We start from the raw sequence: 21,719 nt of genomic DNA, 5'->3' as shown, positions 1-21,719 counted from the left end.
TGAGGCGTGCGTAACGCCGGACCGATCGAATCACCGACCGACCCGTTCGCCTCGGTGCCATTACCCACGTCGGGTGTCTCCAAGAAGCCGCGGATCGAAGGGCTGCCCCCGGGTGTCTCCCGGGACATCTTCGGCCCCACGGACAGGCAGGAACCCCGGCCGGCCCAAGGCCCGAGCGCCCCGGGCGGTCCCTCGGGCGGCGCGCTGCCCCCTGTGGCGCCGCCGGCGCAGCCATGGCCGGTGACCGGCAAGGAACCGCCGACCCCGCCCGCGCCCGTGTTCGGCGCCCCCTCGGAGCGGCAGAGCCCGTACGAGCCCGAGCCGCCTCGCAAGCGCCGCCTCCTGCCGGGGCTGCTGGTGTTCATCGTGGTGCTCGCGGCGCTGGCGTACGTGGTGCCCGCCGTGCTCATGTCGGGCTCCGTCCTGCGCGGCACCCATGTCTCGGGCGTCGACATCGGCGGGCTGACCGTCACCCAGGCGGCCGACAAGCTCCGCAACGAGCTCGGCACCCGGCTGAGCCGCCCGGTCGTGGTCGACATCGCCGGCCGGAAGGAGACCATCCAGGCCGACGAGGCCGGTCTCGAACTCGACGTGGTCGGCACGATCGGCCAGGCGCCCAGCGGGTTCCCCAGCCCGCAGGAGGTGTGGCGGGGACTCACCGGCAAGACCCAGCTCCAGCCGAAGGTCAACCTCGACTCCTCGCAGCTGACCAGGACCGTCGAGGGCCTGGCCGAGGCAGCCGACAAGAAGGCCCATGAGGGCCGGGTGACCTTCTCCGGGCTGGAGCCGAAGGTCCGCCAGCCTCAGGACGGCGTGCTGCTCGACCGGGAGGACGCCGTACGCCGGATCGGCGACGCCTTCCTGCAGGGCGGCGGCAACGTCGTGCTCACCCTCAGGCCGGCCAAGCCCGTCACCACCGCCGAGGCCGTCGCGACCGCCCTCGCCAGGGCGAAGACGGCCGTCTCCGCGCCCGTCACGCTGACTCTCGGTGACAAGCAGGCGCAGATCACCCCGGCCATGATCGCCGCCAACCTGACCTACAACTCCGACGGCTCCGGCGGGCTCGCGCCCCAGTTCGACACCACGGCGGTGCTGGCGGCCCTGGAGACCCGGCTGGTGGACGCGGCCCAGCAGCCGCGTGACGCCACGTACGACATCGTGAACGGCAAGCCGGTCCTGGTGCCCGCCCGCACGGGGCGGGGCGTGAACGACAAGCTGCTGGCCAGGGACGCCGAGCGGGTGTTCGCCGAGGGCGGCAGCCGGACGATCCCGGTCCGGCTGGGCGCCGTCGCCCCCGCCGTCACGACGGAGCAGGTACGCGACCTCGGGATCAAGGAGACCGTGGGCGCGTTCACCACGTCGTTCGACGCCGGCCAGCCTCGCGTCAAGAACATCCAGCGCATGGCGCAGCAGCTCGACGGGCACCTGGTGAAGCCGGGGGAGACGTTCTCGATCAACGAGGTCATCGGAGAGCGCACCGTCGAGGACGGGTACGTCGAGGCGGGACAGATCGTCGGCGGGCGGATGGTGAGCATCGTCGGCGGCGGGGTCTCCCAGTTCGCCACGACCATGTACAACGCCGCCTTCTTCGGCGGGTTCGACCTGGTCGAGCACCAGCCGATGGACTACTACGCCCCCCGTTACCCGCCTGGGCGGGACGTGGCGCTGCTCTATCCGGAAACGGACCTGAAGTGGCGCAACGACTCCGACTTCGGCGTGCTGGTCAAGACGGCCTTCACGGAGACGTCGGTGACGGTCACCTTGTGGAGCACCAAGCGGTACGACGAGGTGGAGGCGGTGGCGTCCGAGAAGCGGGACTTCCGGCCGTTCCGGACGGAGAGCAGCTCGGCGCCCGGGTGCTTGCCGACGGTGGGGGAGCAGGGGTTCACGATCGACGTGACCCGGGTGTTCCACGAGGACGGCAAGGTGGTCAAGAAGGACAAGAAGCTGACCACCAAGTACCGGCCCCAGCCCCAGACCACCTGCGCCACGAACTGACCCTCCTGCCAGGGCCGCGCTCCGGGGGTGGGGCGCTCCCGCGCGGTGTGTGGCGCGTGGGCGGCGCCGGACCCGTCCGGCCGGTACCCGGGCACCCCGAGAGCGTGTGCTCCGGTCTGGGGACGTCTGAGGCGGTTACGAGAGCGGGACCGAGAGGATGCGGTCGTCGCCCGGCCGTGGGGAGCCGCGGCCGTCCTGGTTGCTGGTGCCGACCCACAGCGTGCCGTCCGGAGCCGCGGTGACGGCGCGGAGGCGGCCGTAGCGGCCGGTGAAGCGGGCGACGGGCGTGCCCGCCGAGCCGTCCGCCCCCAGCGGGACCTGCCACAGCCGGGTCCCGCGCAGCGCCCCCACCCACAGCGAGCCGTTCGCGTACGCCATCCCTGACGGCGAGGCCTCGTCGGTGGACCAGGTGACGATGGGGTTGACGTAGCGCGAGTCGTCGCTGCGCCCCTCGACCTCCGGCCACCCGTAGTTGCCTCCCGCCTTGATGAGGTTCACCTCGTCATAGGTGTTCTGGCCGAACTCCGACGCGTACAGGCGCCCGGACTGGTCCCAGGCGAGCCCCTGGACGTTGCGGTGGCCGTAGCTGTAGACGAGCGTGCCGAACGGGTTGCCGGGTGCGGGGGTCCCGTCCACGGTCATGCGGAGGATCTTGCCGCCCAGCGAGTCGCGCTGCTGGGCGAGCTGGTCCTCCCCGGTCTCGCCCGTGGAGGCGTACAGGAACCCGTCGGGCCCGAACGCGAGCCGTCCCCCGTTGTGGATCCCGCCCTTGGGGATGCCCCGCACGAGGACCCGCTCGTCGCTGAGGCGGTCGCCGGTGAGCTGGTAGCGGACGATCCGGTTGTCCTGTTCGGCGGTGTAGTAAAGGAATATTTGCTGATCCTTTGCCGCCACCCCCATCAGCCCGCCCTCGCCGGCCGGGCTCACGCCCGGGATGGTGCCCAGCGAGGTGACCTTCCCGTCCCGGGTCACGCGCAGCAGCCTGGCCGTGTCGCGCTCGGTGACCAGCGCGTCGCCTCCGGGCAGGAACGTGATCGCCCACGGCACCGCCAGCCCCGTCGCCACGTCCCTGGGCTCTCCCGGCCCGGCCCCGGCCGGCACGGTGGCGGTCGGCGTCACCTCCCCGTCGCTGGCCAGACCGCTGGAACAGGCCGTGAGCACGGCCATGAGCATGATCGTCCAGAGCTTCCTCATGTGTTCCATACTTCCCGTGGAGCCGTAAGGTTCTCGGCATGAAGACCTGGGTTGCGTCCGATTCGGTGGCTGATGTTCTGTCCGACCTGCCTGGGGTCGAATGTGCTGTTTACGATGGCACGGCCCCGATGCCGGAAGGGATCGAGGAGGTGGAGGTCTGGATTCCGCCGCTCGTCACCGTGCCGGACGTGCCGGGCACGCTGGCCAGGATGAGCTCCTTGCGGCTGGTGCAGACCGTCACCGCGGGCGTGGAGCCGTACCAGCCGCACATGCCGGACGGCGCGGTGCTGTGCAACGCCCGCGGCGTGCACGACGCCGGGACCGCCGAGTGGGCCGTCGGGGCGATGGTCGCGGTGCTGCGGGAGTTCCCTGGGTTCGTGGACGCGCAGCGCAGGGGCGAGTGGACCTACCACCACACCGACGTGCTGGCCGACTCGACGGTGCTCATCGTCGGCCACGGTTCCATCGGCGCCGCGCTGGAGAGGCGGCTGGAGGGGTTCGAGGTCGAGGTCGTACGCGTGGCCAGGAACGCCCGCGACGGTGTGCACGCCATGGACGAGCTGCCCGCCCTGCTGCCGGAGGCGGACGTCGTGGTGCTGCTCGTGCCCGCCACGGCCGACACCGCGGGCATGGTCGACGCGGCTTTCCTGGCGCGGATGAAGGACGGCGCCGTGCTGGTCAACGCCGCCAGGGGCGGGGTCGTCGACACGGACGCGCTGATCGCGGAGCTCAAAAACGGTAGGCTACGCGCCGCGCTGGATGTGACCGCGCCCGAGCCGCTGCCCGAGGGCCACCCCCTCTGGAGCGCTCCGGGCGTACTGATCACTCCGCACGTCGCGGGCAGCACCCCCGCGTCCGGGCGGCGCATGCTGCGCCTGATCCGCGCCCAGCTGTTGCGCTACCTCGCAGGCGAACCGCTGGTCAACGTCATCACCGACTCGTACTGAGAGGATCCCGGAACGTGGCTGGTCCGTGACCTTCGGTGCGTACGGTTGCCTTTGCGAGGAGGTCCTGACTCGCTGTCAAGGATCTCTTGGCGGAAATTGGTCTGTGTGGTTATCAGATCGGTGACGACATCGGCGTTGTCACCACCCGCGCACCCACGAGCGCACACACTGGCGAAGTGATCGACCGGGCTTCGGCGGTCGCAGGTGCAGGGTTCGAGACGGGATGGGCAACGACTGTGATCCGCTGGCGTGATCCACGGGTGCCGCTGACCGCCGCGGCGGCGGCAGGCGCGGTGGCCTTCGCCGCCGCGCTCGGCGTACGCGGTCAGGCCTTGCTCACCGGCGCTGTCGCCGGCGGGCTGGCGGCGCTGATCGCGGCCGGTTCGCTGCTGTTCGCCTCGGTGAAGTCGGCCGGTCACCGGCCGACGGCGCTGGGCGCGCGCTGGATGGGCGGCGGAGCCGTCATCTGGGCCGCCGGCGTGGCGCTGCGCCCGTTCGCCGAGAGCTTCCTGGTCAGCTTCGCCGACCTGTTCGTGCTGCTCGGCACCGTGGTGACGGCCGGAGGCGCGCTGATCGCCGCCGACCGCAGATTCCCGGCCAGGGTCGTTTTACGGCATGTCACCGACGCCTACCTGTGCGCGGCGTCGCTCTTCCTGATCGGCTGGGTGGCCGCGCTGCGGCACGTCTACGACGACGCGGCGGACCCGGCGGCGTTCACGCTGGTCATGCTGCCGCCGATGATCGCGCTGCTGGTGACGTGCGCCGTGATCCCGTCGGTGCTGACGAGCCGGGCCTCCTCCTGGCCGCTCGCCCTGGCAGGCGTCGGCGCGCTCGCCACCATGACCGTGGCGGGCCTGGCGGCCGGGGTCGCCAGGCTCGACGGCGGCGACCCGCAGATCTGGACCGTCATGCTCGCGCCTGTCGCGTTCCTGCTGCTCGCCGCCGTCCCGTGGGTGCCGCATCCGGGCGCGGCGGGCAGGTCCGCCGTCGGCGGTGTGGTCGCGCTGGTGCCGATGGGGCTGGTCGCCGTGGCCGCCTGCACGCTGCTCGCCCACCTGGTCGGCGGCGGGGCCGAGCGGCCCGTGACCGGCGTCGTGGTGGTCGCGGTCTCCGTGGTGCTGCTCCTGCTCGTCCGCCTGTTCTTCGTCTCGGCGACCAACATGCGCCTGCGCGGCCTGGTCAAGCTCGGTGAGCGGCAGCTCAGGGAGCTCGCCCAGAGCACCGGTGACGTGGTGTTCCTCTGCGACTACGAGGGCGTGGTGAGCGAGATCGACGCCGGGGTCGAGGTCACGTACGGCTACCGCCCCGAAGACGTGGTCGGCGGGTCGATCTTCGACTACATCCACCCGGAGGACGTCCCCGGCATCCAGGTCGCGCTGCGCGCCATGCACCTCGACGAGGACAACGCCGCGCCGGGCGCCTGCCTGATCGCCTGCCGGGTGCGCGCGGCCGACGGCACGTGGCGGCCCACCGAGTCCGTCGCCACCCGCCACGTCGGCGGCGACGAGCTGCTGCTGGTGACCACCAGGGACATCAGCGACGAGGAGGCGCTGCGCAACCAGGTCGCCCACCTGACCTTCCACGACGGCGTAACCGGGCTGCCCAACCGCGCCTACTTCGAGGAGCGCACCCGCGAGGTGCTCTCGGGGCGCACCTCCGGCACGGGAGGGGCCAACGTCGCGGTCATCTTCCTCGACCTCGACGGGTTCACCTCGGTCAACGACTCGGTGGGCCACGCCAGCGGCGACTACCTGCTCGGGCAGGCCGCGCGCAGGCTGCGCGGCGCCGTACGCGCCGACGACACGCTCGCCCGGTGGGGCGGCGACGAGTTCGCGGTGCTCGTGGAGACGGGCGGCGACGCGCAGGTCGCGGTCGACCTGGCCGAGCGGCTCGTACGCGCGGTCTCGCAGGAGCCGTTCCGCGTCGCCGACCGCGACGTGGCGCTCACCGCGAGCGTGGGCGTGGCCTTCACCGAGGACGACATGCCGGCGGGCGACCTCATCCGTAACGCGGATGTCGCGATGGCGCGCTCCAAAGAGCTGGGCGGGCGGCGGGTGGAGGTGTTCGCCGCGCAGATGCACGCCGACGTGGTGCGCCGGCTGGAGCTGGCGGCCGACCTGCAGCGGGCGCTGATCGAGCAGCAGTTCGCGATCGAATACCAGCCGATCGTCGACCTGGCCACCTCGCGGGTGACCTCGGTCGAGGCGCTGGTGCGGTGGTGGCGCGGGTCGGTGTTCGTACCGCCCGAGCGGTTCCTGGGCCCGGCCGAGGACACCGGGCTGATCGTGCCGCTGGGGGAGTGGATCCTGCGCGAGGCGTGCCGCGAGGTGGCCGCCTGGCGGGCCTCGTCCTGGGACATCGGCCTGTCGCTCAACCTCTCGGCCCGTCAGATCACCGCGCCGCGGTTCGTCGAGACGGTCGAGGAGGCGCTGACCGAGAGCGGGCTGCCGGCCTCCGCGCTCACCCTTGAGGTGATCGAGGAGATGCTGGTCGAGGACGCCGAGGAGACGATCAAGCGGCTGTCGGAGCTGCGGGCGCTCGGTGTGCGGCTGGCCATCGACGACTTCGGCACGGGTTACGCGTCGCTCGCGTTCCTGCGGCAACTCCCGGTCGACATGATCAAGATCGATCCGTCGTTCGTGTCGGGGCTGGGCAAGGACGACACGCTGACCCTGCTCACCCGTACGATCGTGCGGCTCGGCCACGACCTCGGGCTTATCGTGGTGGCAGAGGGGATAGAGCGTCCCGAACAGCTCGATCTGCTCAAGCGGATGGGGTGCACGAAGGGTCAGGGTTTCCTAGTCGCACGGCCGATGGCGGCGCGCGGAGTCGACTCGTTGATGCGTACGAGTCTCACTGTTTGAGACAAGTGTCCACGAAGTTGACACCAGGGCGTTCGGTGCGGCTATGGTGTAGGCCATGCTTCGCAGTGAGATTCTCGTAGTACTTCGCCGGCGCGCAGGCCGATAGCGAAGCACGACGACCTGCGCGCCGCCCCAGACCCGCCGTCCGGTGGGAAGGGGCATTTTTTATGTCCTTAAGCGAGTAGCCACGCAAGGAACGAGCCGATGACCGAACGGATGACAGGTGCACAGGCCCTGGTGAGGGCGCTGGAGCACGTTGGAGTCGACACAGTGTTCGGGATCCCGGGCGGTGCCATTCTGCCGGCCTACGATCCTCTCTACGACTCGACCAAGGTCCGGCACGTGCTCGTACGCCACGAGCAGGGCGCCGGTCACGCGGCCGAGGGCTACGCGCAGGCGACCGGCAAGGTCGGGGTGTGCATGGCCACCAGCGGCCCCGGTGCCACCAACCTGGTGACGCCGATTGCCGACGCGTACATGGACTCGGTGCCGATCGTGGCGATCACCGGCCAGGTGGCCAGCGCGGCCATCGGCACGGACGCGTTCCAGGAAGCCGACATCTCCGGCATCACCATGCCGATCACGAAGCACAACTTCCTGATCACGGATCCCGCGGACATCCCCCGCACGATCATGGAGGCCTTCCACATCGCCTCCACCGGCCGTCCCGGCCCGGTGCTCGTGGACATCTCCAAGGACGCGCTGCAGGCCGACACCACCTTCAGCTGGCCGCCGACCATGCAGCTCCCGGGCTACCGCCCGGTCACCAGGCCGCACTCCAAGCAGATCCGCGAGGCCGCCAAGCTGATCGCCGAGTCCAAGCGGCCCGTCCTGTACGTCGGCGGCGGCGTCCACAAGGCGCATGCCTCCGCCGAGCTGCTGCAGTTGGCCGAGCTGACCGGCATCCCGGTCGTCACCACTCTGATGGCGCGCGGCACGTTCCCCGACAGCCACCCGCAGCACATGGGCATGCCGGGGATGCACGGCAGCGTGTCGGCCGTGGGCGCGCTGCAGAAGGCCGACCTGCTCGTCGGGCTGGGCGTGCGCTTCGACGACCGGGTGACCGGCGACCTGGGGTCGTTCGCCCCGTACGCCAAGGTCGTGCACGCCGACATCGACCCGGCGGAGATCTCCAAGAACCGCCACGCCGACGTGCCGATCGTGGGCGACTGCAAGGAGGTCATCGGCGACCTGGTCGCCGTGATCGAGGCGTCCGGCCAGAAGGGCGACTACACCGAATGGTGGACGACGCTCAACGGCTACAAGCAGACCTACCCGCTGGGCTACGAGACGTACGAGGACGGCACGCTGGCGCCCCAGTACGTCATGGAGCGGCTGAGCGCGATCGCCGGGCCCGACACGTACTACGTGGCCGGGGTCGGGCAGCACCAGATGTGGGCCGCGCAGTTCATCGACTACGAGAACCCCGGCACGTTCATCAACTCCGGCGGCCTCGGCACGATGGGCTTCGCCGTCCCGGCCGCGATGGGCGCCAAGATGGGCCGCCCCGAATCCACGGTGTGGGCCATCGACGGCGACGGCTGCTTCCAGATGACCAACCAGGAGCTGGCCACCTGCGCCCTGGAGGGCGTGCCGGTCAAGATCGCCGTCATCAACAACGGCAACCTCGGCATGGTCCGCCAGTGGCAGACGCTCTTCTACGACCAGCGCTACTCCAACACCGACCTGCAGACGGTCCGCCGCATCCCCGACTTCGTCAAGCTGGCCGAGGCCTATGGTTGTGTGGGCCTGCGATGCGAGCGTGCCGAGGACGTGGACGCCGTGATCAAGAAGGCCATGGAGATCAACGACGTGCCCGTCGTGGTCGACTTCGTCGTCCACCAGGACGCCATGGTCTGGCCCATGGTCGCGGCAGGCACCAGCAACGACGACATCAAGATCGCCCGTGACATGGCGCCCAAGTGGGAGAACGAGGATGAGTAGGCATACTCTGTCGGTGCTTGTCGAGAACAAGCCGGGCGTACTGGCACGCGTGTCCGCGTTGTTCAGCCGAAGGGGCTTCAACATAGACTCGCTGGCAGTGGGGCCGACCGAACACGACGACATCTCGCGCATGACCATCGTGGTCAGCGTCGAGGAGCTGCCGCTTGAGCAGGTCACCAAGCAGCTCAACAAGCTGGTGAACGTACTGAAGATCGTCGAGCTCGACCCGTCGCAGTCCGTCCAGCGCGAGCTGATGCTGATCAAGGTCAAGGCCGACGCCGACAGCCGCTCCCACGTGCTGGAGCTGGTCAACCTCTTCCGCGCGCGCTGCGTCGACGTGGCCGCCGACGCCGTGACCATCGAGGTCACCGGCACCCCCGACAAGCTCGAGGCGTTCGTCAAGGTCCTCGAGCCGTTCGGGATCAAAGAACTCGTCCAGTCGGGCATGGTGGCCATCGGCCGCGGCGCCCGTTCCATCACTGACCGGTCCCTCAGGGCACTGGACCGTACCGCCTGAAAGGTTTTGAGCAAGTGACCGAGATTTACTACGACGACCAGGCCGACCTGTCGATCATCCAGGGACGCCACGTGGCCGTGCTGGGGTACGGCAGCCAGGGCCACGCCCACGCGCTCTCCCTGCGTGACTCCGGCGTGGACGTGCGCGTCGGTCTGCCGGAGGGTTCCAAGAGCCGCGAGAAGGCGGAGAACGACGGGCTGCGGGTCGTCACCCCGGCGGAGGCGGTGGAGGAGGCCAACCTCACCATGATCCTGGCGCCGGACCACATCCAGCGCCACCTGTACGCCGAGGCCGTCGCCCCCAACCTGGTCGAGGGTGACGCGCTGTTCTTCGGCCACGGCCTGAACATCCGCTACGGCCTCATCGAGGCCCCCGAGGGCGTCGACGTGTGCATGGTCGCCCCCAAGGGCCCCGGCCACCTCGTCCGCCGCCAGTTCGAGGCCGGGCGCGGCGTGCCGTGTCTCGTGGCCGTCGAGAAGGACGCCTCGGGCAAGGCGCTGGACCTGGCGCTCTCGTACGCGAAGGGCATCGGCGGCACCCGCGCCGGCGCGCTGCGCACGACCTTCACGGAGGAGACCGAGACCGACCTGTTCGGCGAGCAGGCCGTGCTGTGCGGCGGCGTGTCCGAGCTCATCAAGGCGGGCTTCGAGACCCTGATCGAGGCCGGCTACCAGCCCGAGGTCGCCTACTTCGAGTGCCTGCACGAGATGAAGCTGATCGTCGACCTCATGTACGAGGGCGGCATCTCGAAGATGTACTGGTCCGTCTCCGACACGGCCGAGTACGGCGGCTACACCCGCGGCCCGCGCGTCATCACCGACGAGACGCGTCAGGAGATGCGCCGCATCCTGGGCGAGATCCAGGACGGCACCTTCGCGCGGCAGCTGGTCGAGGAGTTCGACAGCGGCCAGAAGGAGTTCCAGCGTCACCGCGACGAGCTGGCCGAGAACCCGATCGAGAAGACGGGCGCCAAGCTGCGTCCGATGATGAGCTGGCTGAAGGCGTAGTCAGTTCTTCGGGGTACGGGTGGGGCGTCGGCGTAGGTGAGCCGGGCGCACCCACCCGTTTTCCGTCTGGGTGGTCAGCCTGCTGGAGCCCGCCCCGAGCCAAAGGTCTTCGCAGGGGGCCGCTTCGCGCCAAGGGGCTCAGGCGTTCTCATTTGGGTGCCTTGCGGCGCACCCCCGTGCCTTACGGCGCCATCGCCCACCCGGGACCCGGTTACCGGCTTGGCCTGCTGGAGCCCGCCCCGAGTGGTCCTCGCTGCCGCTCGGGCGCCTTCCCGGGGCGCGCCTGACGGCGCGCAAGGTCTTCGCATGGGCCGCTTCGCGCTGGAAAGCTCAGGCGGCGCTTCCAGTCGGGCCGGAGCCCCGACCCCTGTAGGACTTCGCTTCGCTCAGACGCCCCTGCTTGAGGCGCCTGCGGCGCACACCCCGAGCCAGCGCCGCTGTCGTCCCCCATTCCTTGGCTGGCTAGGTGCCAGAGGCCTTCCAGCGGTCGTCCTCTTCGGCGTTCACGAGCGGCCACCAGTAGTGATCGATGACGGCCCTTCCGTCTGCGTTCGGCGTTCTCCCACGAGCCGAAATGGAAGAGGACGACCCGTTCGACATGCTCTCGGCTGGTTGGCCGGTTGCGCGGGTCCTTGAAGTAAACAGCCGCGATCACGGCGCTGAGACTCATGACCGCGCACTTCTCGCTTCCGAGCGTTTGGAGAGGTGTCGGTGAGCGCCCAAACCGTCGACCATTCGCGGGGGAGCCAGCGCACCCCCCACTGCATCGACATCGCGCCGACCAGCCAGAGCCCCCGTCCTCAGATCTCCTGCGGATCCGGCTTGGATGGAAAGGGATCTTCGAATATTCGTGGTGATGGTGCGGGAGCCAAGAAGGTAGCCCGCAAGCTTGCACGTCAGGAGGGTGATTCTGTCGATCCCGGACAGCTGGAACGACGCCTCGAATCGTAGGGAGAGCTATGCGTGCCGCTCCTCGATGACGGAGAATTCGATCTCTCCTGCGGCCACCATCTCACGCATGCGAGCCACTGCAACCGCCCGCCTACGCCATTTCTCGGATTCCCCGGCTTCGGCCGTGGCCTCGTCGTCGAGGTTGATCACAGTTCTGCTCATGCTGTCAGCCATCATCGACGCCTCTGCGTAGATTTCTGCATGAATGATCCTTAGGGCAGTCAGTAAGGCCGATCGGGAGGCGCAGCAGTTCAATGGCTACAAACCCGCTCCAGCTGCGAGAGGCGATCCCCCTGCGACTAGTTTCGGTGGTTCATGATCATTACGGCATCTACGCTTGATCATCGGCCGAGAGGGTGGTTTCCTATAACGCTCATCAACCGGAAGACCCACGGGAGAGTGTGGGGTGCGGTGGTGGTCGGCGTACTGGATTTGACATGCTCCTCCCCGTGAACGGGGAGGATTCTCATGGCCGCTACGCGGCCACCCCTTGCGGGGCGGGCGTGGTCTCACTATGAGTGGCTTGACGCTTCACAGGCCCCAGTACCGCAAGGCCTCCACGTCCGTTTACCGCCTGTCCGACGGCTGAGTTGTACCGGTACACCTGGACGCGGGCGGCATTGGTGTCGGCGTTGCCGATCCACCCGCAAGCTGGGTTTTTGCACACGAACCTGGCCTGGGATTGCCGTGATCCCTGGGTGATCGTGTGGCACTGGTGGCATTCCCGGCTGGTGTTCGCCGCCGGGATGTAGGCGACTTTTCCGCCCTTGTCGAGGGCTTTGTAGGCAAGGAACTCGGCGGTGCGCGACCATGCCTCACCGGCGATGGCGCGATTCAGGCCGCGTTTTTGGGCGACGTTCGTCCCCGGTTCCTCCACGGTGCCCGAGGCGGCGGCCATCATGTTCTTGACCTTGAGGTCTTCGAGCACGATCACGCTGTAGCGGTCGGTGAGTTTCGCGGTGGTCTGGTGTTGCCAGTCGATCACCCGGCGCTTGGCTCTCGCGCGCAGGCCGGCGATCTGGTCATAAGTTCTCTTCAACCGGTTCGAGGTCGGCCGGCCCGGCTTGGCGGCCCGTTTCTGGCGGGCGGCCTTGCGTTCCAGCCGGAGCAGACGCTCGGCCTCCTTGTGCGACAGCCACTGCTCGCGGTGGCGGATCTTCTGCCCTGAAGCCAGGGCCAGGGGGACGGTGATGCCTCGGTCGATCGCGGTCACCGGACCCTCATGCGGGGTCGGGGGTATCTCCATCGTTTGGGTGCGGAAGATGATGTGCCAGCCGTCGGCCTCCTTGACCAGCCGGGCACCGGTGATCTTCCCGTCGGCGGAGGATCCGGTGATGCCGGGTAGGTCCTTGGTCCACCGGAACCGGACCCGGCCCAGTCTGGGGATGTTGACCTCGCCCCACCGCCGGTTGACCCGGGTGATGTGCAGATCCCGCCCCTGCGGAACATCCACGGCCATCCGGGACCGAAAACGCCCTTTGAATTTCGGCCGCTGCGCGGGATGGTCGGGGTTGAAGAAGTTCGCCCACGCCTGCCGATAGGTCTTGAGCACAGCTTGGGAAGCCTGCGCGGGCAGGTCCTTCAACCAGTCGATGTCCCTGCGCGCCTCCCGGATCGCCTCATCGCAGTCCTTCAGTGTGGCGAAGCGGCCCTGCCGGAAGGTGTAGTACTCGTGCAGCAGGTTCCACAGCGCCCGCGCGCTGTGCGCCTGGCCATCCAGGATGGCCGACTGGCGACTGTCCAGGTCCAGGCGCGCCACATGAGCGCGGTTGCGTTTCTCCAGCTCCACAAACCACATTTTGTCATTTGGTGTACGTCACCGAGGTGAGAACCGAATCCTCAAATCAGAACGGGTCGCCATTGCGTTCACGAACTCACCGCGCATTTGGGGTTCATCACCAAATACCGGCGCAACGTCTTCACCGATGAGATGCTCACGCGCTGCCAGCAGATCATGAAGGAGGTGTGTGAGAAGTTCGCCTGCGAACTCGCCGAGTTCAACGGCGAGGACGACCACGTGCACCTCCTCGTCCACTACCCGCCCAAGGTCGCTCTGAGCTCCTCGTTAACAGCCTCGACGGGGTGTCGGCCCGCTACCTGCGCCAGGAATACGCCGCCCACGTCCGCAAATGCCTGTGGGGCGGGCACTTCTGGTCCCGCTTCTACTACGCGGGCTCGACCGGCGGCGCGAACCTGACCACCGTCCGCACGTACATCCAGTCCCAGGACCGACACCAGAAATGACACAAGACTGGGCGCGTGGTGACGCTCGGTCCTTCAGTTCAGGCCAGCGCACGCTCAGGCCCAAGAGGGGCTTTTCCGCGCGGGCCTTCACCTGCCACCTAAGAGTGGGAGCGCTCGCCCGCATTGCGGTAGAAGCCGCCGTTGAGATGGAGCTGTGGGTCCATCTCGTAGCTGCGGACCTTAGCAATTGCTATCGATCAGTGAGCATTGTCGGCTGCGATCGGCGAGTGTTACCGTCTTTCATGTGTAAGAAGAACTTTACACATGACCGAAGACTCTGACCAGGGAGCATCGCCATGAAGGCCATCCGCTACTACTCCTACGGCTCGCCCGACGTCATCAAGCTCCAGGACGTCGACAAGCCCGAGATCGGCGACGACGACGTGCTGGTCCGCGTCCGGGCGGCCTCCGTCAACGCGGGGGACTGGCACCTGCTGCGCGGCCTGCCCTACATCTTCCGGGCGCAGGCCGGGCTGACCCGTCCCAAGGCCCACCTGCTGGGCGCCGACCTGGCCGGGGAGGTCGTGGCGGTGGGCAGGAGCGTCACCGTGCTGCAGCCTGGCGAGGGGGTGTACGGCTTCTGCCGCGGCGCCTTCGCCGAGTACGTGGCCCTTCCGGCGGAGGGGTTCGTGGTGCGCAAACCCGCCGGGCTGACGTTCGAGGAGGCGGCGGCCGTGCCGGTCGCGGCCGTCACCGCGTTACAGGCGCTCCGCGACAAGGGGCAGGTCAGGGCCGGGCAGAAGGTGCTGGTCAACGGGGCGGGGGGTGGGGTGGGGCCGTTCGCGGTGCAGATCGCCAAGGCGCTGGGCGCCGAGGTGACCGGCGTGTGCGGCCCCGGGAACGTGGAGATCGTGCGGTCGATCGGGGCCGATCACGTCGTCGACTACACCAAGGAGGACTTCACGCGCAGCGGCGAGCGCTACGACGTCATCCTCGACAACGTGGCCAACCGCTCCCTGTCGGACTGCCGGCGCGTGCTCGCTCCTCGGGGCATCTATCTCCACAACAGCGGCGACAGGGGCGGGCGCTGGGTGGGGGTCATGGTCCGCATCCTCCACGTGATGGTGTCGTCCCTGTTTGTACGGCAGAGCCTGGTCGCGGGACACGTGGCCGACGAGAACCCGCACGATCTCGTGGCCCTGCGCGACCTCCTCGAAGCGGGGAAGATCAGGCCGGTCATCGACAGGACCCATCCGCTGAGCGAGGTCCCCGAGGCGATCGGCTACATCGAGCGAGGTCACGCTCGGGGCAAGGTCGTCATCACCATGGCATGACGGCGGAATTGTCGGTGGCGGTTGAGAGGATCGGGCCCATGTCCGATCTCACCTCCGCGATCACCGGCTACTGGGACGCCGCCGCCCCCACCTTCGACGAGGAGCCGGACCACGGCCTGCGGGCCGACCGCACGCGTGCCGCCTGGGACCGCCGCCTGCGCGCCTGGACCCCGTCCCACCCGGCCGACGTCCTCGACGTCGGCTGCGGCACCGGGTCCCTGTCCATGCTGCTGGCCGCGGCCGGGCACCGGGTGACCGGTGTGGACGTGGCGCCGCGGATGATCGAGCAGGCCCGCGCCAAGCTGTCGTCCGCCGGGCTCGCGGGGCGGTTCCTGGTCGGCGACGCCGCCGCCCCGCCCACCGGCGACGACCGCTTCGACGTGGTGCTCTGCCGGCACCTGGTGTGGACCCTGCCCGACCCCGAGGCGGCCCTGCGCGAGTGGGCCGGCCGCCTGCGCCCGTCCGGCAGGCTCGTGCTCGTGGAGGGGCGCTGGCGGGAGACCGGGTCGCCCTATGTGGAGGGAGCCGGATCGCTGCCCTGGAACGGCGGTCTCGGCGCCGCCGACCTGGCCGCCGCCGTCCGCCCGCTGGTCGCCGACCTGCGCGTCGAGCCGCTCAGCGACGACGCCGACCTTTGGGGCGGTCCGGTGTACGACGAGCGCTATGCGATCATCGCCTATGCCTGACAGACCGATCCGCGACAAAGCCCTCTGTTACATCGTCCGCAATGACGAGCTGCTCGTGTTCCGCCACGTGGACTACAGCCCTGAGGAAGTGGGCGTGCAGGTCCCCGCGGGGACCATCAAGGAAGGGGAGGACCCTCGGGACGCCGCGCTCAGAGAGGCGCGGGAGGAGACCGGGCTCCACGATTTCACCGTCGTGCGGAAACTCGGTGTGGCCGAGTACGACACGACCCCCTACCGCGCCGAGCTCCAACGCCGCCACATCTTCCAGCTGGCCCTCCACGAAGAGACCCCGGATCGGTGGGCGAGCAGCGAAGACCATGACGGTAACGAGCCGCCCACGCTATTCGAGTGCTTCTGGATCCCGCTCCGACACGGCCACGTGCTGCAATCCGGCCAGGGCGCGCTCCTCCACCGCCTGTTCGAGCACGACGCCGGATAAACGGTTGAGCGGGTTTCGGAGGGGCTGCGATCATCATGATCCGTGACCGATACCGAGCCCGTTCGCCGGCGCTACGACGCTCTCGCCTTCGATCGCATGCGGAAGCCCGCGGCGTGAGCGGCGCCCAGTGCGTCTTCTGCCGGATCATCGAAGGCACCGAGCCCTCACAGACGATCCACGAGGACGACCACACGATCGCCTTCCTCAACCTCGCCCAGGCCACCAAAGGGCACACGCTCGTCGTGCCGAGAACGCATCACCGGGATCTGACGGAGATCCCGCTCGACGAGGCGGCCCACGTCATGCGGGCCGCGGCGGAGGTGTCTCGCCGGCTCACGGGTGCGCTGGGGGCGCAGGGCGTCAATCTGTGGCACGCGAGCGGCGAAACCGCGTGGCAGAGCGTCTTCCATTTCCACATTCACGTGGTTCCGCGCTACACCGACACGGATCTCACGCCTCCGTGGACGGAGACCGAGCTCCCGGTCGAGTCGCTGCGCGGGTTGGGGGCGGAGATCCGCCGGTTCCAGTCAGCGCCCCGCCGCCTCCTTTCCTGAAGCGGCGGGGCGCTCACCCGGCGATCAGTTCTCGCCGGACTTCCCGGACTCGGCGTCGCACCTGTGCGTGCCATCGCGGCCGCCGGCCAGGTCGGTGCCCGCGTCGCCGGAAAGCACGTCGTCGCCCGACTACATCTCGATCACGTTGCCGGAGCCGCCGATGGTGGCGACCCCGTTCCCCGAGATGAGGTTGTCCCGCCCTGGCGCCAAATGGGCCTTCATCGGCAGGCGCGTACGGTTGCGCATCGTGTCGTCGCCCTCTCCGGTGAGCGCCAGGATCGACTCGATCTGGTCGGCCGGGCAGGCCACCCGGTTGGCGCTCTGCTGTTTGCACGGCGCGGACGTGGCGATCGAGTCGCCGGCGTTCGAAACGATCACGTAGCGGCCGGACAGGGACACGTCGATGTTGTCGGACGCGGCGCCCCCGAAGATCTGCAGTTCCGAACCGGACACGCCCACGTCGGTCGCAGCGTGCGCCGGCCCGGCGACGGCCAGCAGCGAGGCGGCCAGTGCGCCTCCCACGGTCAGCGCCCGTACGCCGTGCGCGCGCAGCCCCCTCATCCGCAGCCGCTTGCCGTTCCCCCGTGTACTCATCAATCCCCCTGTGTTGGATGGCTCGCCCCGCGTGCCCCGGACCTTGGATGAGTACAGTGCCACGACGGTCGCGCTCTGTGACGAAGCGGAGACGCGTTCTGTGGCTTGTGCCATGTTCGCCGAGGAGCCGGGCATAGACAGGCCATAGCCTTGTTTTCAGACGTCCGTCATAGCGGGCGTCGGGCGGAAGCGGGGCATACGGTGCACCCGCCCTCCGGCAACAGCAACCCACACCCTCCACAACAGCACCGTAAGCCTCCATACCCCCGCCAGTGGCATCACCAACCGCTGCCATCACCTCCGAAGAAGAGCCCTGTCCTGCGGCTTTGCCGGGTGGCCGGTCCGCGATGAGCTCGATCGATACTTGCTTAGCTATATCGTTCGATATAGCATCCGAGCCATGATGAACGCACGTCGCGGCCCCCAGCGGGGCCTCACCGGGCGCTTCTTCGGTCCTGGCGAGCTTCGCCTGGCCATCCTGGCCTTGATCGTCGAGCGGCCCGGCCACGGTTACGAGGTCATGGGCCGCCTCGCCGACCGCTTCAACGGCACCTACGAGCCCAGCGCCGGCTCCATCTACCCCACCCTCCAGCTCCTGGAGGACGAAGGGCTCGTCCGCGTCGAGCAGACCGACGGCCGCAAGGTCTACCACGTCACCGAGGACGGCAGGCGGGCGGCCGAGGAGCAGGCCGACGAGATCGAGCGGCTGTGGGGGCGGGCGGCCAGCAGGGGCGAGTGGGGGATGTTCCGCGAGCCCGAGGCCGCCGAGATCGTCGGACCGGCGTTGCGCCTGGTCAAAGCGGCCGTGAAGGCGCTGGCCCACGCGCACGGCGACCCTGCCGTGGTCGAGCGCATCCAGGAGGTCTTCGTGGAGGCCCGCCGCAGGATCGAGGAGCTGGACACCAGGAGGCGGCCATGGAAGGAAGCGCCATGAGGCGGAGCGTCGCGCGACGGTTACTCGACCGGATGTTCCTCACGGGTGAGGTGGTCGAGGTCGAGGAGGTGACCGCCCGCATGCGGCGGGTCAGGATCGGGGGAGAGGCGCTCGCCGGCCTGGAATGGACGCCCGGCCAGCACGTACGCCTCTTCATCGGTGACGGCGGCGGCCTGCTGGGCGGCGTCCTGCGCACGTACTCGATCTGGCAGCACGACCCGACCTGGGAGGCCCTCGACCTGATCGGCTACGACCACGGCGGCGACTCGCCGGGCGCCTCCTGGATCAGGAACGCCCAGCCCGGCATGGAGATCTCCTTCACCAGGCCGGACGGCAGTTTCGTCACGCAGGAAGCCCGTTACCACCTGTTCGCGGGTGAGGAGACGGCCTCGGTGGCGTTCGGCGCGATGTTGCGGGCGCTCCCGGAAGGCGTCGCGGCGTACGGCGCGGTGGAGGCCGAGGGGCCGGGCGACCACCTGGAACTGCCCAAGGAGCTGGTCAAGGTGTGCCGGGGGGACAAGCCGGCGGCCAGGTCGGAGGTCCTGGTCGACGCCGTCAGGGAGCTGGACCTGCCGGACGAGCCCGGCATGGCCTATCTGGCCGGGGAGGCGCGCACGATCCAGGCCATCCGGGCCCACCTGGTCAACGAGCGCGGCTGGCAGCGCAGGGACGTCCGTACGAAGCCCTTCTGGACGCCCGGCAGAAAGGGGCTCGACTAGAGCGATGCGCCCGCCCCTCGCCGCGTGATAGTAATACCGGTATAGTTATTGGTGTTGCACGTGAGGAGGGGTCATGATCGAGCTGAAGAGTGCCGGGGAGATTGACGCGATGCGGGAGGCGGGGCGGGTCGTCGCCGCCGTCCACGCCGCGGTGCGCGAGCGGGCCGCCGTCGGCGTCTCGCTGAAAGCGCTCGACGAGGTGGCCCGGGCGGTCATCGGGGACGCGAAGGCCGGAGCGTCGTTCCTCGGGTATCACCCGTCGTTCGGCGCCACCCCGTACCCGGGGGTCATCTGCACGTCCGTGAACGGGGTCATGCTGCACGGCCTGCCGACCCCGTACCGGCTGCGTGACGGCGACCTGATCAGCGTCGACTGCGGCGCGTTCGTGGACGGGTGGCACGCCGACGGCACGGTCAGCTTCGCGGTCGGCGAGCCGCGCGCGGAGGACCTCAAGCTCATCAGAGTCGCCGAGGAGACGCTGGCCGCCGGCATCGAGGCGGCAGTGCCCGGCGGCCGGATGGGCGACATCGGCCACGCCATGTCCACGGTCGGGCGCGGCGCGGGATACGGCATGCAGAACGACTTCGGCGGCCACGGCATCGGGCGGGCCATGCACGAGTCGCCGTTCGTGCCCAACGAGGCCCGCGCCGGACGCGGGATGCGGCTGCGTCCCGGCCTGGTGATCGCGATCGAGCCGAGCCTGATGGCCGGGGGCGACGACGCCTACTACATGGCCGAGGACGGCTGGTCGGTGTGCTCGGGCGACGACAGCAGGAGCGTGCACGTCGAGCACACGGTCGCCATCACCGCGGACGGCCCGGTCATCCTCACCTTGCCGTAGGCTCCCGCATCCCGAACAGGAACCTGGTGACCCTGGTGCGCCGCACCAGCACGTCGTAGGCCGCCACGGTCAGCACGAGCGCCAGCGCCACGATCAGCAGATACTCGACCGGGATCGGCACCGGCCATCCCACCACGAAATAGGCCACCGCCACGACGACGATCGGCTGGTGCAGCACTTTGAGTGCTCTCCTCCGGTGAACGGGGGAGATTCCCTCCTGCCTTACGGTGGCGGGCTTGACGCGGCGAGCGCGCCTGACGACTGCCCTCCCGGCAACCGGGATGGTTCGCCTCGCCCCCCGTCTGAAGGCCGGAGCACTGCGGACAAATCCGGTAGAAGTCGTCCTGGGAGTCGAACACCAGCGACGCGTGGAAGAACACCAGCCCGACCACCACGAGGGCACGCATGGCGTCGAGCTCGGACCGCCGTTCGGGAGCCGCCCGAAGGTCCGGATCGTCACACATGGTCATGATCACCCCCCGCATGTACCAGTGTGAGCCCCCAGCTGCGCCCGCGCCATGGTCTGTGGCGAGGCTGGAAAAGGTACAGGAATCCCCGCAGGGGAACACCGCAACGTCAAGATCAGCGAACTGTGCACCGGTTCGACCATGCAGGCCATTTCGCCAGGTCAAGAGCAAAATTGTGGGCGTTTGTCGAACTTGGGGGCCGGGGACATCTCATCTCGGCAGCTACGGAGAGTAGTGGACATGTACCAGAGAGGAATCGATATGTACAGACATGGGCTCGTTCTGGCCGGCCTCGTCGCCGGGATGGCTGTGTTCGGCGGCTCCGCGTTCGCGGCTACCACCACCAGCTGGCCGAAGGACAAGGACGACAACAGGAAGATCCTCTTCGTCTGTGGCGACGACAACTACATCGCCGGCGGCGACATCAACAAGAACGAGAACCGCCTGCTGAACGTCGAGACCGGCGACATCCTGAGCAACATCCTCGGCAGCCACAGCGAGGACGACAACCGGAAGTGCACGCTCGCCTGAAGCAGTCTCCTCAGCGGTTGAGAAACGTAACCACGGGGCCCGCCTGGAAGGTCGGGCCCCGTGGCTCGCTCAATTTCGCCTGCGAGACAGGCTGCGCGCGGGGTTAAAAGTGAAAAGTGCGGGTGTTTGTCGAAGTTGAGGGCTGGGGACATTCCTCTGGACGGCTACGTAGAGTAGTCGACATGTAACCGAGAGGAATCGACATGTATAGACACGGGCTCGTTCTGGCCGGCCTCGTCGCCGGGATGGCTGTGTTCGGCGGCTCCGCGTTCGCGGCCACCACCACCATGCCGAAGGACAAGGACGACAACAGGAAGATCCTGTTCGTCTGTGGCGACGACAACTACATCGCCGGCGGCGACATCAACAAGAACGAGAACCGCCTGCTGAACGTCGAGACCGGCGACATCCTGAGCAACATCCTCGGCCGGCACAGCGAGGACGACAACCGGAAGTGCACGCTCGCCTGAAGCGGTCTCCTCAGCGGTTGAGAAACGTAACCACGGGGCCCGCCTGGAAAGGTCGGGCCCCGTGGCTCGCTCAATTTCGCCTGTGAGATGCGGGCCAAAAGTGAAAAGTGTGGGTGTTTGTCGAAGTTAAGGGCCGGGGACATTCCTCTCGACAGCTACGTAGAGTAGTTGTCAGGTAACTGAGAGGAATCGACATGTATAGACACGGGCTCGTTCTGGCCGGCCTCGTCGCTGGGATGGCTGTGTTCGGCGGCTCCGCGTTCGCGGCCACCACCACCAGCTGGCCGAAGGACAAGGACGACAACAGGAAGATCCTGTTCGTCTGTGGCGACGACAACTACATCGCGGGCGGCGACATCAACGACAACGAGAACCGCCTGCTGAACGTCGAGACCGGCGACATCCTGAGCAACCTCATCCTCGGCAGCCACAGCGAGAACGACAACCGGAAGTGCACGCTCGCCTGAAGTCTCCTCAGCGGCTGAGAAACGTGACTGAGAGGCCCGCCCGCAGGGTCGGGCCTCACGGTCCCGCCCAATCTCGT

At 68.5% G+C, this 21,719-nt stretch carries 21 protein-coding genes and 1 pseudogene; 17 read left to right on the top strand and 5 right to left on the bottom strand.

Annotated elements, in window-relative coordinates; all coding sequences use genetic code 11:
- The first annotated feature begins 6 nt into the window (after positions 1–6).
- On the top strand, positions 7–1,998 hold the full coding sequence (locus tag ACIBI9_RS43125; RefSeq protein WP_397231451.1) for a VanW family protein: 1,992 nt from the start codon (positions 7–9) through the stop codon (positions 1,996–1,998).
- A 135-nt stretch (positions 1,999–2,133) separates the two neighbouring features.
- On the opposite strand, the gene ACIBI9_RS43120 is transcribed toward ACIBI9_RS43125, so the two are convergent.
- The gene (locus ACIBI9_RS43120) at positions 2,134–3,192 is read right to left on the bottom strand and encodes a PQQ-dependent sugar dehydrogenase (protein ID WP_397231449.1); all 1,059 of its coding nucleotides are present in this window, start codon (positions 3,190–3,192) and stop codon (positions 2,134–2,136) included.
- Between the two features lie 149 nt (positions 3,193–3,341).
- Here ACIBI9_RS43120 and ACIBI9_RS43115 point away from each other — a divergent pair, with 149 nt between their 5' ends.
- The 5 genes from ACIBI9_RS43115 to ilvC all read left to right on the top strand — a co-directional run bounded on the left by ACIBI9_RS43115 (position 3,342) and on the right by ilvC (position 10,471).
- Complete coding sequence (locus ACIBI9_RS43115; RefSeq protein WP_397231447.1) at positions 3,342–4,139, top strand: 2-hydroxyacid dehydrogenase; 798 nt, start codon at positions 3,342–3,344, stop codon at positions 4,137–4,139.
- A gap of 236 nt (positions 4,140–4,375) precedes the next feature.
- Complete coding sequence (locus tag ACIBI9_RS43110; protein ID WP_397231445.1) at positions 4,376–7,003, top strand: putative bifunctional diguanylate cyclase/phosphodiesterase; 2,628 nt, start codon at positions 4,376–4,378, stop codon at positions 7,001–7,003.
- Positions 7,004–7,207: 204 nt separating this feature from the next.
- Positions 7,208–8,947 carry an acetolactate synthase large subunit gene (locus tag ACIBI9_RS43105; protein WP_397231443.1) on the top strand — a complete coding sequence of 580 codons (1,740 nt, stop codon included), beginning with the start codon at positions 7,208–7,210 and terminating at the stop codon, positions 8,945–8,947.
- A complete protein-coding gene (ilvN, locus tag ACIBI9_RS43100; protein ID WP_394497471.1) occupies positions 8,940–9,464 on the top strand; it encodes an acetolactate synthase small subunit in 525 nt (174 codons plus the stop codon). Before ACIBI9_RS43105 ends, ilvN begins: the two co-directional genes overlap by 8 nt.
- A 23-nt stretch (positions 9,465–9,487) precedes the next feature.
- A complete protein-coding gene (gene ilvC, locus ACIBI9_RS43095; protein WP_397231556.1) occupies positions 9,488–10,471 on the top strand; it encodes a ketol-acid reductoisomerase in 984 nt (327 codons plus the stop codon).
- Between the two features lie 957 nt (positions 10,472–11,428).
- Here ilvC and ACIBI9_RS43090 read toward each other — a convergent pair.
- The gene (locus ACIBI9_RS43090) at positions 11,429–11,572 is read right to left on the bottom strand and encodes a hypothetical protein (RefSeq protein WP_397231441.1); all 144 of its coding nucleotides are present in this window, start codon (positions 11,570–11,572) and stop codon (positions 11,429–11,431) included.
- Between the two features lie 325 nt (positions 11,573–11,897).
- Positions 11,898–13,211 (bottom strand): RNA-guided endonuclease InsQ/TnpB family protein, encoded by a 1,314-nt coding sequence (locus tag ACIBI9_RS43085; RefSeq protein WP_397231440.1) that lies wholly within the window; start codon positions 13,209–13,211, stop codon positions 11,898–11,900.
- A gap of 54 nt (positions 13,212–13,265) precedes the next feature.
- Between ACIBI9_RS43085 and tnpA the strand changes: the two are divergent.
- The 5 genes and pseudogenes from tnpA to ACIBI9_RS43060 all read left to right on the top strand — a co-directional run bounded on the left by tnpA (position 13,266) and on the right by ACIBI9_RS43060 (position 16,619).
- Positions 13,266–13,666 (top strand): annotated as a pseudogene (gene tnpA / locus ACIBI9_RS43080) (IS200/IS605 family transposase).
- A 296-nt stretch (positions 13,667–13,962) separates the two neighbouring features.
- Complete coding sequence (locus ACIBI9_RS43075) at positions 13,963–14,940, top strand: NAD(P)-dependent alcohol dehydrogenase (RefSeq protein ID WP_397231438.1); 978 nt, start codon at positions 13,963–13,965, stop codon at positions 14,938–14,940.
- A gap of 38 nt (positions 14,941–14,978) precedes the next feature.
- On the top strand, positions 14,979–15,626 hold the full coding sequence (locus ACIBI9_RS43070) for a class I SAM-dependent methyltransferase (RefSeq protein WP_397231436.1): 648 nt from the start codon (positions 14,979–14,981) through the stop codon (positions 15,624–15,626).
- A complete protein-coding gene (locus tag ACIBI9_RS43065) occupies positions 15,619–16,065 on the top strand; it encodes an NUDIX domain-containing protein (protein WP_397231435.1) in 447 nt (148 codons plus the stop codon). The genes ACIBI9_RS43070 and ACIBI9_RS43065 overlap by 8 nt, the downstream gene beginning before the upstream one ends.
- A 113-nt stretch (positions 16,066–16,178) precedes the next feature.
- Entirely contained in the window at positions 16,179–16,619 is a 441-nt protein-coding gene (locus tag ACIBI9_RS43060; RefSeq protein ID WP_397231433.1) for an HIT family protein, read from the top strand.
- Between the two features lie 129 nt (positions 16,620–16,748).
- Here the strand turns inward: ACIBI9_RS43060 and ACIBI9_RS43055 are convergent, their stop codons facing one another.
- Positions 16,749–17,213: a hypothetical protein gene (locus ACIBI9_RS43055; protein WP_397231432.1), complete on the bottom strand. Its 465-nt coding sequence runs from the start codon at positions 17,211–17,213 to the stop codon at positions 16,749–16,751.
- 400 nt (positions 17,214–17,613) lie between these two features.
- Between ACIBI9_RS43055 and ACIBI9_RS43050 the strand changes: the two genes are divergently transcribed.
- The 3 genes from ACIBI9_RS43050 to map all read left to right on the top strand — a co-directional run bounded on the left by ACIBI9_RS43050 (position 17,614) and on the right by map (position 19,707).
- Positions 17,614–18,147, top strand: coding sequence for a PadR family transcriptional regulator (locus ACIBI9_RS43050; protein ID WP_397231431.1), 534 nt, complete (start codon positions 17,614–17,616; stop codon positions 18,145–18,147).
- Entirely contained in the window at positions 18,144–18,866 is a 723-nt protein-coding gene (locus ACIBI9_RS43045; protein ID WP_397231429.1) for a siderophore-interacting protein, read from the top strand. Before ACIBI9_RS43050 ends, ACIBI9_RS43045 begins: the two co-directional genes overlap by 4 nt.
- A gap of 73 nt (positions 18,867–18,939) precedes the next feature.
- Complete coding sequence (gene map, locus ACIBI9_RS43040; protein WP_397231428.1) at positions 18,940–19,707, top strand: type I methionyl aminopeptidase; 768 nt, start codon at positions 18,940–18,942, stop codon at positions 19,705–19,707.
- Here the strand turns inward: map and ACIBI9_RS43035 are convergent.
- Positions 19,694–19,885: a hypothetical protein gene (locus tag ACIBI9_RS43035; protein ID WP_397231427.1), complete on the bottom strand. Its 192-nt coding sequence runs from the start codon at positions 19,883–19,885 to the stop codon at positions 19,694–19,696. The two genes, map and ACIBI9_RS43035, sit on opposite strands and share 14 nt — an antisense overlap.
- 550 nt (positions 19,886–20,435) lie before the next feature.
- Between ACIBI9_RS43035 and ACIBI9_RS43030 the strand changes: the two genes are divergently transcribed.
- From ACIBI9_RS43030 to ACIBI9_RS43020, 3 genes are all read left to right on the top strand, one after another.
- Positions 20,436–20,705: a hypothetical protein gene (locus tag ACIBI9_RS43030; protein ID WP_397231425.1), complete on the top strand. Its 270-nt coding sequence runs from the start codon at positions 20,436–20,438 to the stop codon at positions 20,703–20,705.
- 203 nt (positions 20,706–20,908) lie between these two features.
- Complete coding sequence (locus tag ACIBI9_RS43025; RefSeq protein ID WP_397231424.1) at positions 20,909–21,175, top strand: hypothetical protein; 267 nt, start codon at positions 20,909–20,911, stop codon at positions 21,173–21,175.
- Between the two features lie 194 nt (positions 21,176–21,369).
- On the top strand, positions 21,370–21,642 hold the full coding sequence (locus ACIBI9_RS43020) for a hypothetical protein (protein ID WP_397231423.1): 273 nt from the start codon (positions 21,370–21,372) through the stop codon (positions 21,640–21,642).
- Positions 21,643–21,719: the final 77 nt, after the last annotated feature.

The organism is Nonomuraea sp. NPDC050451, from assembly GCF_044458585.1.
Note: the sequence above shows the minus strand (reverse complement) of the source record. Positions and strands in the feature narration are given on the sequence as shown.

What these genes read in the sequence shown, in the direction of transcription:
- ACIBI9_RS43055 (WP_397231432.1), bottom strand. Translation starts at nt 17,213, where the DNA reads ATGAGTACACGGGGGAACGGCAAGCGGCTGCGGATGAGGGGGCTGCGC.
- ACIBI9_RS43070 (WP_397231436.1), top strand. Translation starts at nt 14,979, where the DNA reads ATGTCCGATCTCACCTCCGCGATCACCGGCTACTGGGACGCCGCCGCC.
- ACIBI9_RS43030 (WP_397231425.1), top strand. Translation starts at nt 20,436, where the DNA reads ATGTACAGACATGGGCTCGTTCTGGCCGGCCTCGTCGCCGGGATGGCT.
- ACIBI9_RS43075 (WP_397231438.1), top strand. Translation starts at nt 13,963, where the DNA reads ATGAAGGCCATCCGCTACTACTCCTACGGCTCGCCCGACGTCATCAAG.
- ACIBI9_RS43045 (WP_397231429.1), top strand. Translation starts at nt 18,144, where the DNA reads ATGAGGCGGAGCGTCGCGCGACGGTTACTCGACCGGATGTTCCTCACG.
- ACIBI9_RS43120 (WP_397231449.1), bottom strand. Translation starts at nt 3,192, where the DNA reads ATGAGGAAGCTCTGGACGATCATGCTCATGGCCGTGCTCACGGCCTGT.
- ACIBI9_RS43020 (WP_397231423.1), top strand. Translation starts at nt 21,370, where the DNA reads ATGTATAGACACGGGCTCGTTCTGGCCGGCCTCGTCGCTGGGATGGCT.
- ACIBI9_RS43050 (WP_397231431.1), top strand. Translation starts at nt 17,614, where the DNA reads ATGATGAACGCACGTCGCGGCCCCCAGCGGGGCCTCACCGGGCGCTTC.
- ACIBI9_RS43065 (WP_397231435.1), top strand. Translation starts at nt 15,619, where the DNA reads ATGCCTGACAGACCGATCCGCGACAAAGCCCTCTGTTACATCGTCCGC.
- ACIBI9_RS43025 (WP_397231424.1), top strand. Translation starts at nt 20,909, where the DNA reads ATGTATAGACACGGGCTCGTTCTGGCCGGCCTCGTCGCCGGGATGGCT.
- ACIBI9_RS43105 (WP_397231443.1), top strand. Translation starts at nt 7,208, where the DNA reads ATGACCGAACGGATGACAGGTGCACAGGCCCTGGTGAGGGCGCTGGAG.
- ilvN (WP_394497471.1), top strand. Translation starts at nt 8,940, where the DNA reads ATGAGTAGGCATACTCTGTCGGTGCTTGTCGAGAACAAGCCGGGCGTA.
- map (WP_397231428.1), top strand. Translation starts at nt 18,940, where the DNA reads ATGATCGAGCTGAAGAGTGCCGGGGAGATTGACGCGATGCGGGAGGCG.